Here is a 12506-nt window from a genome sequence, read left to right as displayed (position 1 = left end):
TTTCTGCGAGAGGATTTCGCGGTCTTTGGCGTCGAACTTCACGACGTTGCGTGTTTCTTGCGGCGACAGCACCACTCTGTTGCGGAACGAGGTTGCTAGGACGCTGCGGACACCACCGTCCCCGCGGCCCCGGCGGCCCGCGCGGCCCGGCCCGGCGCGAACGCGCCCTCGGCGCCGAAGGCCGCCGCGGCGAAGCGCTCGCCGATCAGCCGGTGGGTGGCGGGGTCGGGGTGCAGGCCGTCGGGCAGCGGGAAGGACGTGGTGTCCGCGGCGCCGTACAGCACGCGGCCGTCGAGGTAGTGCAGGTGCGGGTCGTCGGCGGCGCGCTGGGCGACGATGCGGGACAGCTCGTCGCGGACGACGGTGAGGGTGAGCTTGCCCATGGCGCGGTCGGCCGGGTCGCCGACCGCGACGAAGCTGAGCCGGCCCTCGGCGAGCGCGGCCGGGTCGGGCATGCTCGGCCCGGGGGTGTCCTCGTGCATCGGGCACAGGATCGGCGAGACGACCAGCAGCGGCGTGGTCGGGTGGCCCTCGCGGATGGTGTCGAGGAAGCCGTGCACGGCGGGGGTGAAGGCGCGCAGCCGCATCAGGTCGGTGTTCACCAGGTTGATGCCGATCTTGACGCTGATCAGGTCGGCGGGCGTGTCCCGCATGGTGCGGGCCACGAACGGGTCCAGCACGGCGCTCGCGCCGAACCCGAGGTTGATCAGCTCCACGCCGGCGCGCGAGGCGGCCAGCGCCGGCCAGGTGCCGGTCGGCTCCACCGCGTCCGAGCCGTGGCTGATGGAGCTGCCGTGGTGCAGCCACACCGGGCGCCCGGACTCCGCTGCGGGCCGCACCGGCGCGTCGGCCCGCAGCGCGACGAGCTGGACGCTCTCGTTGTGCGGCAGCCACAGCTCCACGGTCTTCTCGCGGCCGGGCAGACCGGTGAAGCGCAGGGTGCTCGGCTCCCCGGTCACGGCGTCGAAGGTCCCGGCCATGTCGACCGTCAGGACGTTCCCGGTCGGTGCGACGGCGCGCGCCGTCGGCCGGCCGTCGACCAGAAGTTCGTACACGCCGTCCGGCCGCGGCGCGCCGCCGTGGACGCGCTTGGTGGGCAGCACCTCCACTTCGAGGACGGTCGCGGCGGTGCCCAGCGCGAGCCGTACGCCCGACGGCTGGGACTCGACCATGGCCAGCCACCCGTCGGTGTTCTGCGCCCGGGCCCACGCGGGCAACCGGTGCGGCAGCAGCCCCTGTTCGGTGCGCTCGACGTCGAGGGCGCCGCGCAGCAGGTCCGCGGTCAGCGGCACCGCGGTCAGACCGCGCGCGCCGTCCGGGGCGCCCGCGGCGCCCGCCGATCCCTGTGCTGCCGCCGTGCCCGGCGCCTCCGCCGTGCCCGGCGCCTCCGCCGTGCCCGGCGCCTGCGCCGTGCTCGGCGTGCCCGGCGTGTTCGTGCCGTCCATGCTCCGTCTCCGATCCGTACGGGGGGATGGGTGGTTCAGTCGGCCGGCCAGTTGCGCAGCAGCGCGTCCAGCGCGTCGACGATGCGTGTCCAGCTCTCCTGGGAGTCGGGGGCGCTGTGAGCGAAGCCGCCGCTCGATTCGAGTTCGACGTAGCCGTGGAAGACGCTGCCGAGCAGCCGCACCGCGTGGGTGGCCGCAGGCTCCGCCAGGTCGTAGCCGCGCAGCACCGCGCGGGCCATGTCGGCGTGCCGGACGCCCGCGCTCGCGGCGGCGGCCCTGAGATCGAGGCGGAACCGGGCGGCGGCGTAGCGGCCGGGGTGCTCGCGGGCGTAGTCGCGGTAGACGTCGCCGAGGGCGGCCAGCGCTTCCTTGCCGGACCGCCCGGCGAGCGCGGCGGCGCCCCGGTCGGCCATCTCCTCCAGCGCGAGCTGCGCGACCCCGGCCCGGAGGTCCTCGGTGCCCTTCACATGCGAGTACAGGCTCGCCACCTTCACGTCGAACCGCCTGGCCAGCGCGGAGACGGTCACCTGCTCGAACCCGGCCTCATCGGCCAGTTGCGCGCCGGCCAGCACCAGCCGCCGCGCGCTCAGCCCTACGCGCGCCACGACCTTCTCCCTCCGAGCGAGCTCTCCACGCTGCCGATATTCATTATGGACATACCTAAAGCCTATAGGCAACTGGCTCATCTCACTAGGGCACGCCCGAGAGCAGATCGCAGTCGTCCGGGGCTGTCCCGGGGTGCGGGCCGCGCCCGCCGGGAGGCGCCGCCCCCGCCCCGGCGGCTGTCCGAGGGCTCGTATAAAGTGCCGCTTCTCGCGCTCTTCTGTGAGCGCTCTGTGAAGACCTGTGGGGGGTTCATTCATGCGCCATTCGCGCGCAGTTCGGCCTGCCTCCGTGAGGGCGGCGGCCGCATTCCTGCTCGCCGCGGGACTCGCGGTGCCGGCACTGGCCGGCGCCCCGTCCGCGTACGCGGACGACTCGACCGTCACCGGCGTCAGCACCGGCGACGACGGCACGCTGGACGTCTCGTTCAACACCAGCCTGGTCGAGTGGGTGCAGATCAGCGTGCGGTCCTCGGCCGCCGCCGACGCGCCCGTACTGACCACCACCGACGACCTGGCCGGCGGCAGGGGCACCTGGAACTGGAAGACGTCGCACGCCGTCTCGCTGCCCGCCGGAACCGCGTACGGCGACTATCCGGTGGACGTCGACTTCCGCCTGTACAACGGCACGGTCCAGCACTGGTCCGGCGCCGACCACCTGAGTGCGAGCGACCTGGACTACCGGCGGCGCGCCGGGGTCACCGGGCTCTCCTTCGACCGCGCCATGCTCGACTACGACCACCAGTCGGCCGTGCTCAGCGGCACGACCGCGGAGTTCGACCCGGCGACCGGCACGACCGGCCCGGCTCCCGCGGGCACCTCCGTCGAGATCGACTACACCGGTGTCGGAGGCACGCGCAGCTACCGGACTACCGCCGCGGTCGCCGACGACGGCTCCTTCCAGGCGCCGCTGTCCCTGCCGCAGGGCATCCAGGAGTTCCGGGCCGCGGTCGTCGGCACCGCCGACACGATCGCCCGCCCCGCCTCCTGGTCGGGCGAAGTGCCCGCCGTGGTCCCGACCCGCTACCGGGTCAGCGCCGCCGAGAACCACACCCGGGTCTACGCGGGCTCGACGTACACCGAGTCCGGCAGCCTCCAGCGCTACGTCGACGGCTACTGGAAGCCCTGGGCGGGCGTGACCGTCAACACCGCCACGGGCTACAACGGCGCTTACTCCGACCTGACCGGGATCATCGGCCACGGCGTCACCACCGCCACCGGCGCCTTCTCGTACACGGTCAAGCCCGCCCGGACCAGCGACACGTACACGCTGCTGAGCACCTCGCCGTACGTGACGCCGTCCTCGACCGGCTACGAGCACGTCGCGGTGCCGACGCCCGGCAGCTTCACCACCCCGGCCGGCTCGATCGACCAGTACGGGACGGTGACGCTGTCCGGCCAGCTCAAGGGCGCCTGCGACTACGAGCCGCTGTCGCTGGAGTACTCGGCCAACGGCAAGACCGGCTGGACGAACATGCAGTGGTTCACCGCGTCCGGCGGCTCGTACAACGGCACCTGCTCGTACAAGATCAGCAAGCCGGCGTACTACAACGCGTACTACCGGGTGCGGCACCCGGAGACCGACGTCATGCAGCCGGCCGCGACGGTGGCCAAGCACGTCTACCGCTACCGGACCGGCATCTCCATCGCGATGTCGAACACCAAGCCGAAGCTCAACGCCAAGCTGACCGCCTCGGGCAACGTCTACCAGCTGACCACCGCCGGCTGGAAGCCGTACGCCGGCGTGCACGTGGTGCTGGTGTTCAAGCCGCGCGGCGACACCCAGTGGTACTGGGTGGTCAAGGGCTACACCAACGCCTACGGGCACTACGCGCTGAACACCCAGGCGTTCGGGGACGGCACCTGGGGCACGTACATCGAGCCCAACTCCTCGCACTACTACTCCGAGTCCAGGGACGTGTACGTCGATGCGCGCTGACCTCCTCCGCGGCAGACCGCGTGGCCGCCGCGCCCTGGCCGCCTCCGTGGTGGCCGCCGCGGTCTGCGGCATTGTGCTGACCGCCGCCCCCGCCCGCGCCTCGGCGCCCCTGGACCCGATCGGCATCGGCTACGTGACCGCCGACGGACAGGACCACGGGTCCTTCGGGGTCGCGGTGTGGACCGACCAGGCGGACACCACGGTCACCTCGGTGACCGCGACCGTCCTCGACGCCGGAGCACCCGTCGCCGTGCGGTCCCTGCTCGACAACGGCTACGGCTGGGGGCCCGGCAGCCCGCTGAAGCTGGTCGACGACGGCGGCGAGCTGCCGCGGCTCGGCCGCTACGACGTCGAGCTGACCGCGACCGACAGCAAGGGCGAGACGGTCACCAGGACCGAGCCCGGCGCCCTCGATTTCACCATGATCCCGGTCTTCACCAAGCCGGACGGAACGCCGGGCGCTCCGGTGACCCAGCCGACCGGCGCGGTGACCCTGGACCCCGCGGTGGTCGACGCCGACCACACCTCGGAGACCGTCGGCGGCGCGCTCATGGGCAGGCGGCCCGGCAGCGGCGTCCTGGTTCCGCTGGCCGACCGCACGGTGAGCGTCGTCATGGGCTACGGCCAGGCGACGAAGACCGCGGTGACCGGCGCGGACGGGCGGTTCAGCACCACGTTCGCGCTGTCCGACGAGGAGCACTTCACCGCGAACTACACCGAGGACTCCGACCAGGCCCACGGCCAGGCCTCGACCCCCTCGGCCCAGCCGCAGTACCAGGACGCCACGGTGGCGGTCACCGCCACCGCGAACCTGAAGCGGGTGCTGCCGGGTCAGTCCCTCACCCTCAGCGGGGACGTGCACACCACCACCGGCAGCGTGACCGAGCTGGCCGGCGTGCCGGTCGTCGCCTCCTTCCAGCAGGGCGGCGGGTTCCAGGTCCACGCGGTCACCGACGCCACCGGGCACTTCACGCTGGCGCTGCCCGGCGATCCGGAGTCCAACGGCACGTGGGCCGTGGACGTGGACCAGCCGTTCCGCCGCGGCGAGGCGAGCGGCACGGTGGCGGTTCCGGACGAGTCGGTGCTCACCGGCGTCTCCTCGTCGCTGTCGGTGGACGACCGGGTCACCGTCTCGGGCAAGCTGCTGCGCACCTACCACCGCGGCGACTCGACCTACGGCCAGAACGTCGGCCTGTGGTACTCCAAGGACGGGAAGACCGGCTGGAAGGGCCTGGCCGGCACCAACCTGACCTCGATCGACGGCTCGTTCAAGATCACCACGTTCGGCTACCTGGACGGCTACTACCAGGTGCGGCACGCCGTCTCCGACCAGTTGGTCGCGAGCAACGGGCCGGTGGTGCACCTGACCCGCACCAACACGCGGATCTTCCAGATGTACGCCAACAGCGCGCGGGTGAAGAAGGGCTCCACGCTGACGTTGACCGGCAACCTCAAGCAGGACGTCGGCGGCGTGTGGAAGCCCTTCGCCGGGCAGCATGTGGAGCTGTACTTCCAGCCCAAGGGCAGCACCAGGTGGACGTACCTCGCCTACGGCCGCACCGACGCGACCGGCCACGCGAAGTTCACGTCCAAGGCGGTGCAGGACGGCCGCTGGCTGATCCAGTACTTCGGTGACGCCACGCACTTCGAGAGCGACGCGGCGGCGGTCTTCGTCGACGTCGTCTGACACGTCGGGCACGAGACCGGCCCCCGGCGCCAGCAGGCGCCGGGGGCCGGTCCGTTTTTCCGGGGCCGGGTCGCGGCCGGGAGCCGGCCGGAAGCCGGCCGGGAGCCGGCCGGGAGCCGGTCGGGAGCCGGTCGGGAGCCGGTCGGGAGCCGGTCGGAAGCCGGTCCGTTTCCGGGGGCCGCGACTCAGCGGGCGCGCAGGAGGTGGTCCATCGCGAGCTGGTCGAGGCGCTCGAAGGCCATGCCGCGCTCGGCCGCCGCCTGCGGGTCGAAGTCCTCGAAGGCCGCGCGGTCGGCGAGCAGGTCCGCGAGCGTCTCGCCGTCGCCGAGGGTGGGCCGGGCCAGCTCGTCCAGGCGCGAGGCGCGCAGCGCCTCCTGGACCTCGGGGTCGGCGCGGAAGGCCGCGGCGCGCTCCTTGAGCAGCAGGTAGTTGCGCATGCAGCCGGCCGCCGACGCCCACACGCCGGAGATGTCCTCGGTCCGCGGCGGCTTGAAGTCGAAGTGCCGCGGGCCGTCGTAGCCGGCCGTCTCCAGCAGGTCGACCAGCCAGAACGCGGCGCGCAGGTCGCCGGCGCCGAAGCGCAGGTCCTGGTCGTACTTGATGCCGGACTGGCCGTTGAGGTCGATGTGGAAGAGCTTGCCGTGCCACAGCGCCTGCGCGATGCCGTGCGGGACGTTCAGCCCGGCCATCTGCTCGTGGCCGACCTCGGGGTTGACGCCGACGATGTCGGGCCGCTCCAGGGAGTTGATGAACGCCAGCGCGTGGCCGACGGTCGGCAGCAGGATGTCGCCGCGCGGCTCGTTCGGCTTGGGCTCGACGGCGAACCGCAGGTCGTAGCCCTGCTCGGTGACGTACTGGCCGAGCAGGTCGAACGCCTCCTTCATCCGGTCCAGCGCCACCCGCACGTCCTTGGCCGCGCCGGACTCCGCGCCCTCGCGGCCGCCCCAGGCCACGTAGGTCTTCGCGCCCAGCTCCACCGCCAGGTCGATGTTGCGGATGGTCTTGCGCAGCGCGAAGCGGCGCACGTCGCGGTCGTTGGCGGTGAAGGCGCCGTCCTTGAAGACCGGGTGGGTGAAGAGGTTGGTGGTGGCCATCGGCACGGTCATGCCGGTGGCGTCCAGCGCCTGCCGGAAGCGCTTGATGTGGCCCTCGCGCTCGGCGTCGGTCGCGCCGAACGGGATCAGGTCGTCGTCGTGGAAGGTGACGCCGTAGGCGCCCAGCTCGGCGAGGCGGGTGACGGACTCGACCGGGTCGAGCGCCGGGCGGGTCGCGTCGCCGAAGGGGTCCCGGCCCTGCCACCCGACCGTCCACAGGCCGAAGGTGAACTTGTGCTCGGGTGCCGGGGTGAGGGGTGAGGGTGAGGTCATCGCGGTCGGCTCCTATTCGTCAGACTGTTGAACAAATTAGTATGCGAAGCCCATGATGTGAAGTGGGTGCTCCCGAAAAGGGCGCGCCGGGCCCACCATGGGCGGGATACGCGGGGCAACGCGGAAGCACGACGACGTCGGTGAAGGGATCGGGATCACATGGCGCAGCAGGGTTCGCACGGGCCGGTGGTGCTCGGCGTGGACAGCTCGACGCAGTCCACGAAGGTGCTGGCGGTGGACGCGGCGACCGGCGCGGTGCTGGCCCGCGGCCAGGCGCAGCACACCGTCAGCGCGGGGTCGGCCCGCGAGACCGACCCCGAGGTCTGGTGGCGGGCGCTGCTGTCCGCGCTCGACCAGCTCGGCGGCTACGCGGGCCGGGCCGAGGCGATAGCGGTGGGCGGCCAGCAGCACGGACTGGTGGTGCTGGACGCCCAGGGCGCGCCGCTGCGGCCCGCGCTGCTGTGGAACGACGTGCGGTCCGCGCCGCAGGCCGCCGCGCTGGTCGAGCGGTACGGCGCTGCGTGGTGGGCCGAGCGGTTCGGCTCGGTGCCGGGCGCGAGCTTCACGATCGCGAAGTGGGCGTGGCTGCGCGAGCACGAGCCGGACGCGGCGAAGGCCGCGGCGGCGGTGCGGCTGCCGCACGACTTCCTCACCGAGCGGCTGTCGGGCGCGGCGGTCACCGACCGCGGCGACGCGTCCGGCACCGGCTGGTGGGCCACCGACGGCGAGTCCTACGACGAGGAGCTGCTCGGCTCGGTCGGCCTGGACCCCGCCCTGCTGCCGCGGGTGCTGGGCGCGGGCGAGCGGGCCGGGACGGTGCGCGAGGGGCTGCCGGTGAAGGCCGGCGCGGCGGTCGGCGCGGGCACCGGCGACAACGCGGCTGCGGCGCTCGGCCTCGGGCTGACCCCCGGCCGCGCGGTGCTCAGCCTCGGCACGTCCGGCACGGTCTACTCCGTCTCGCGGCGCCGGCCCACCGACGACTCGGGCATCGTCGCCGGGTTCGCCTCCGCGGACGGCGGCTGGCTGCCGCTGGCCTGCACGCTCAACTGCACGCTGGCCGTGGACAAGGTGGCCTCGCTGCTCGGGCGCGACCGGGAGGACGTCGACCCCGGCGGCTCGGTCGCCTTCCTCCCCTTCCTCGACGGCGAGCGCACCCCCAACCTCCCCTACGCCTCCGGCCTGCTCAGCGGCCTGCGCCACGAGACGACCGCGGGCCAGGTGCTCCAGGGCGCGTACGACGGCGCGGTGTACGCGCTGCTGGCCGCGCTGGACCAGGTGCTGGCGGTGGACGGCGAGGCGGGCGGTACGGGGGCTTCGCGCGGTACGGGGGCTTCGGGCGGTACGGGGCCGGCTCGTCGGAGCCGCTGCTGCTGATCGGCGGCGGCGCGCGGGGGACGGCGTGGCTGCAGACGGTGCGGCGGCTGTCGGGGCGAGCGGTCCAGGTGCCCGAGGCGCAGGAGCTGGTCGCGCTCGGCGCGGCGGTGCAGGCGGCGACGCTGCTGACCGGGGAGGAGCCGGCGGCGATCGCGGAGCGCTGGGCCACCTCCCGCGGCCCCGTGCACCCGCCGCTCCCCCGCGACGACGCCGCGCTGGCCCGGCTGGCCGACGCCCTCCCCCTGGCCGGCCTCGGCGCCGGGCGTTGAGCCGCACCCCGGCTGCGCCGGCCCGACGCCGGGCGCTGAGCCGTCAGGGGCGCGGGGAACTGCGCGCCCAGGCTTCTGCGGCCCGCAGGTCGTCACCGCCCCGAAGGGGCAGATCGGTCCGATCCGGACCACCGGCCGGTGGGTGGTTGCTGGGGGTACCTCCCGGACGGAGTCTGGGGGAGCAGTTCCCCGCGCCCCTGGGCAACGCCCGGCGCCGAGCCGACCGGGGCCGGCGCTCGGCGCCGAGTCGGCGAACGGATACTTGAGCGATGGAGGGAGCCTGACGTGGGGAAGGGCAGAGGGGCCGGCCCGCAGGCCGGGTTGAGGAGGCGGAACCTCGCGGAGGTGCTCCGTACGCTCGCCTCGGCCGACGACATGACCCGCGCCGCGGTCGCCGCGGAGATCGGCGTGACCCGCGCCACCGTCTCGACCCTCGTCGACGACCTCCTGGCCGCCGGACTCGTCGAGGAGCGCGGCGCCCGGCGCCCCGGCACCGTCGGCCGCCCCGGCACCGTGCTCGCCCTGTCCGACACCGGCCCCGCGGGCATCGGCGCGGAGATCGGCGTGGACCACCTCGCCGCCTGCGTGAGCGACCTGCGCGGCCGGATGCGCCACCGCGCCCAGGTGCCCGCGGCCAACCGGGGCCGCCCGGCCGCGCGAGTGCTCGCCGAGCTGGCCGAGCTGACCGCGCGCGTCGCCGACCGGGCCCGCGCCGAGGACCTGCACCCGGTGGCCGTGACGGTCGCCGTGCCGGGACTGGTCGGCCGCGACCGCGGCACGGTGCTGCGCGCCCCCAACCTGGGCTGGGAGAACGTCCAGGTCGCCGACGCGCTCGGCCCCGGCCCCGTGACCGTGGACAACGAGGCCAACCTGGGCGCGCTCGCCGAGCTGTGGCTCGGCGGCCACGACCGCCTCGCCGACTTCGTGCACGTGTCCGCCGAGATCGGCATCGGCGCCGCCGTGGTGGTGGAGGGCCGGCTGTTCCGCGGCGCCCGCGGCTTCGCCGGCGAGCTGGGCCACGTGCCGGTGCGGCCGGACGGGCCGCGGTGCTCGTGCGGCGCGCACGGCTGCCTGGAGACGTTCGCCGGCGAACAGGCGCTGCTGCGGGCGGCCGGGATCGGCGACGGCCGGGTGCCCGCGCTGCGCACCGCCGCCGCCGCGGGCGCCCCCGACGCGCTGCGGGCGCTGGAGGAGGCCGGCGCGGCGCTCGGCATCGCGCTGAGCGGCGCGGTGAACCTGCTGGACCCGCAGGCCGTGGTGGTCGGCGGGCCGCTGGCGGACCTGGCGCCGTGGCTGCTGCCGGGGGTGCGCCGCGAGCTGGCCGACCGCGTCACCGACCGCCAGTGGCGTCCGGAGGATGTGGTCACCTCGCGGCTGGGCAGCGACGGGGTGCTGCGCGGCGCCGCCTACAGCGCGGTGCGCACCGTCCTGGACGACCCGGCCGAGTGGATGGCCGGGCCGTGGGCCGGGGCCCGCGCGGGGGACGCCCCCGGACCCCGGGGGACGACGGGGGCGTTCCTGGGGTCAGAGCGCCGAGCCCGCCAGCCACTGCGACCACGTCAGGTTCCACCCGTTGAGCCCGTTGTCCGGCTGAATGGTGCGGTCCGCCGGGTTCTTCGCCACGACCACGTCGCCGACCAGCGAGTTGTCGTAGAACCAGGCCGCGTCCGTGGTGGCGTCCTTGCCGCCCTTGACGTCGCTGAGGCCGATGCAGCCGTGGCTGGTGTTGGCGGTGCCGAAGACGGACTTGTCGCCCCAGTAGTTGCCGTGGATGAACGTGCCGGAGCTGCTCAGCCGCATCGCGTGCGGGACGTCGGGGATGTCGTACTCGCCCTTGCCGTCGCTGTCGGTCAGGCCGACCGTCGCGCCGTTCATGCGCGTGGTCTGGTCCTTCTCGGAGATGACCATCTGGCCGTTGTACGTCTCGTGCTCGGCGGAGCCGGCGGAGATCGGGACGGTCCTGATCACCTGGCCGTCGCGGACCACGGTCATCATGTGCGTCCTGGTGTCCACGGTGGACACCTGCGAGCGGCCGACGTCGAAGCCGACGGTCTTGCTCTGCACGCCGTAGACGCCCGGCGCGCCCTCGACGCCCCTGAGCGACAGGGTCAGCGAGACGTGCGAGCCGGCCGGCCAGTAGGTCTGCGGGCGCAGGTCGAGCCGGGTGGAGCTGAACCAGTGGCCGACGACCTGCTGGCCGCTGCTCGACCGCACGTCGATCGACCGCTGCACCTTGGCGCGGTCGGCGTGGGATATCGCCTTGTCGAAGTTGATCGACACCGGCATGCCGACGCCCACGGTGGAGCCGTCCTCGGGGGTGAAGTAGCCGACGAACGTGCTGGTCGCCGAGGAGGTGGCGAAGGTGGTGTGCGCGGCGGCGACGCGGCCGCCGGCGTCCTTGGCGAGCGCGGCGATCGTGTACTGGGTGCCGCGGGCGAGGTTGACCGCGGGCTTCCAGGTGGTGCGGTCGGCGGACAGCGCGCCGCGGACCTTGTGCCCGGTGGCCTTGGAGGTCATGGTCACCGAGGTCAGGGTGCCGCCGCTGACCGAGACCTTCACCGCGCCGTGGGTGGCCGCGCGGGTGCTGCCGGCCTTGGGCGTGATGGTGATCTTCGCGGCCGACGCCTGCTTGGCGGCCTTCGCGTCCTCGCGCGCCTGGGTGTCGGTGTGCGCGCCGCCGGAGTCGGTGGCCGGCGACGAGGAAGCCGAGGGCGACGTCGAGGAGGGCGTGGGAGAGGAGGTGACGGCCGCTGCGGCCTTGGAGGAGCCGCCGTCGCCGTGGCCGCCGCAGGCGGTCAGCGCGACGGCCCCCGCGGCCAGGACCGCGACGGCCGCGGCGGTGCGGCGGCGGCCGGGCGTGAACCGGCGGGCGGGGCGCTTCTCGGGGGCGTTTCCGGCGGTGGGCGTCACGCTTCTCTCCAAGGGCAGGGAACAGACCACGGCGAATGCCGCTCCCTGCATGGAAACAGCCTGACGTGCCGATGTGTACGATTCGGGCGAAATTGTGGCCTTTCCCACGTCGGGTACGTCCGGGCGCCGGGGCCCGGCCCGGCCGCTCAGTGGTCGGCGTCGTGGTCCGCGTCGTCGGCGTCGTCGGCGTCGTCGGCCCACGTCAGCGGGTCGTACTCGGTGTGCGCGCAGGACCAGGACGCCTGCACCAGCTCCAGGCCGGGCAGTCCGGTGACCAGCGCGGCCGGGTCCACGAGGTAGGCCAGCGCCTCGGACTCGTCCGCGCCGACCGCCCGGCGGGCGTGCTCGCGCTCCTCGCGCGGCATGAAGGTGTCGGCGTCGATCAGCGCCAGCGCCGCGTCGCGCAGCTCCCCCGCCGCCGTCACCTCCAGCACGAGGTCCGCCTGCAGCCTGACGTACCGCGGGCCGCTGTCACCGCGCGGAATCTCCGTAGTGCTCATGCCACGGAGAGTAAGCCCGCGGGGCGGCAGCTTCCCACGAGCCGCGCCCAGTCACTACGATCGGGCCCCACGGTCACGTCGTCGCAACCCTTGGGGATGATCCCTTGACCTCGCCCCGCCCTTACGTGGCAGCCGCAGCCGCCTCCGTGCTGGCCGCGCTGTACTTCGTGCCGTCCGCGTCCGCGTCCCCCGCCGACGACGGCCCGGCCAAGGCCGAGACCGCGCAGAGCGCCCGCGCCACCACGGCGGACCCCTCCGCCCAGCTCGGCGGCCTCGCCGACACCGGCGCCATCGACACCAAGCCGTACATCGTCGGCGGCGCGGCCTTCCTGGTCGCGGGCGCCGGCCTGGTCGTCACCGCGGGCCGCCGCGCCCGCCGTGAGGCCGCCGCCGCGCTCTGACGGCGGCGGACG

The 12506-nt window shown here is 74.0% G+C and carries 8 protein-coding genes and 2 pseudogenes; 5 read left to right on the top strand and 5 right to left on the bottom strand.

The features are described 5' to 3' along the window. Window positions 1-95: 95 nt before the first annotated feature. Both VSR01_RS25425 and VSR01_RS25420 read right to left on the bottom strand, forming a co-directional pair. Window positions 96-1445, bottom strand: coding sequence for a GDSL-type esterase/lipase family protein (locus tag VSR01_RS25425; protein WP_326451440.1), 1350 nt, complete (start codon window positions 1443-1445; stop codon window positions 96-98). 35 nt (window positions 1446-1480) lie between these two features. Continuing rightward, a complete protein-coding gene (locus VSR01_RS25420) occupies window positions 1481-2050 on the bottom strand; it encodes a TetR/AcrR family transcriptional regulator (protein WP_326451439.1) in 570 nt (189 codons plus the stop codon). 289 nt (window positions 2051-2339) lie between these two features. Here VSR01_RS25420 and VSR01_RS25415 point away from each other — a divergent pair, with 289 nt between their 5' ends. Together VSR01_RS25415 and VSR01_RS25410 are read left to right on the top strand one after the other, a co-directional pair. Beyond that, window positions 2340-3986 (top strand): hypothetical protein, encoded by a 1647-nt coding sequence (locus VSR01_RS25415; RefSeq protein WP_326451438.1) that lies wholly within the window; start codon window positions 2340-2342, stop codon window positions 3984-3986. Continuing rightward, entirely contained in the window at window positions 3976-5673 is a 1698-nt protein-coding gene (locus VSR01_RS25410; protein WP_326451437.1) for a hypothetical protein, read from the top strand. Before VSR01_RS25415 ends, VSR01_RS25410 begins: the two co-directional genes overlap by 11 nt. 185 nt (window positions 5674-5858) lie before the next feature. On the opposite strand, the gene xylA is transcribed toward VSR01_RS25410, so the two are convergent. Next, window positions 5859-7040, bottom strand: coding sequence for a xylose isomerase (xylA, locus tag VSR01_RS25405; protein ID WP_326451436.1), 1182 nt, complete (start codon window positions 7038-7040; stop codon window positions 5859-5861). Window positions 7041-7199: 159 nt separating this feature from the next. On the opposite strand from xylA, the pseudogene xylB reads away from it, so the two are divergent. Then, a pseudogene (gene xylB / locus VSR01_RS25400) lies at window positions 7200-8683 on the top strand (xylulokinase). A gap of 258 nt (window positions 8684-8941) precedes the next feature. After that, a pseudogene (locus tag VSR01_RS25395) lies at window positions 8942-10126 on the top strand (ROK family protein); the annotation flags it as partial. Window positions 10127-10207: 81 nt separating this feature from the next. Here VSR01_RS25395 and VSR01_RS25390 read toward each other — a convergent pair. Both VSR01_RS25390 and VSR01_RS25385 read right to left on the bottom strand, forming a co-directional pair. Then, the gene (locus VSR01_RS25390) at window positions 10208-11593 is read right to left on the bottom strand and encodes a L,D-transpeptidase (RefSeq protein ID WP_326451435.1); all 1386 of its coding nucleotides are present in this window, start codon (window positions 11591-11593) and stop codon (window positions 10208-10210) included. Window positions 11594-11739: 146 nt separating this feature from the next. Beyond that, window positions 11740-12093: a hypothetical protein gene (locus tag VSR01_RS25385; protein ID WP_326451434.1), complete on the bottom strand. Its 354-nt coding sequence runs from the start codon at window positions 12091-12093 to the stop codon at window positions 11740-11742. Between the two features lie 125 nt (window positions 12094-12218). Between VSR01_RS25385 and VSR01_RS25380 the strand changes: the two genes are divergently transcribed. Next, window positions 12219-12494 carry a hypothetical protein gene (locus VSR01_RS25380; RefSeq protein ID WP_326451433.1) on the top strand — a complete coding sequence of 92 codons (276 nt, stop codon included), beginning with the start codon at window positions 12219-12221 and terminating at the stop codon, window positions 12492-12494. Window positions 12495-12506 lie beyond the last annotated feature (12 nt).

Origin of the sequence: Actinacidiphila sp. DG2A-62, assembly GCF_035825295.1 — a bacterium.
In the GTDB taxonomy this organism is placed as follows: domain Bacteria; phylum Actinomycetota; class Actinomycetes; order Streptomycetales; family Streptomycetaceae; genus Actinacidiphila.
This window is presented reverse-complemented; position numbering and strand designations above follow the sequence as displayed.

Coding starts and splice junctions, on each gene's coding strand:
- VSR01_RS25425 (WP_326451440.1), bottom strand. CDS start 1,445: ATGGACGGCACGAACACGCCGGGCACGCCGAGCACGGCGCAGGCGCCG.
- VSR01_RS25410 (WP_326451437.1), top strand. CDS start 3,976: ATGCGCGCTGACCTCCTCCGCGGCAGACCGCGTGGCCGCCGCGCCCTG.
- xylA (WP_326451436.1), bottom strand. CDS start 7,040: ATGACCTCACCCTCACCCCTCACCCCGGCACCCGAGCACAAGTTCACC.
- VSR01_RS25385 (WP_326451434.1), bottom strand. CDS start 12,093: ATGAGCACTACGGAGATTCCGCGCGGTGACAGCGGCCCGCGGTACGTC.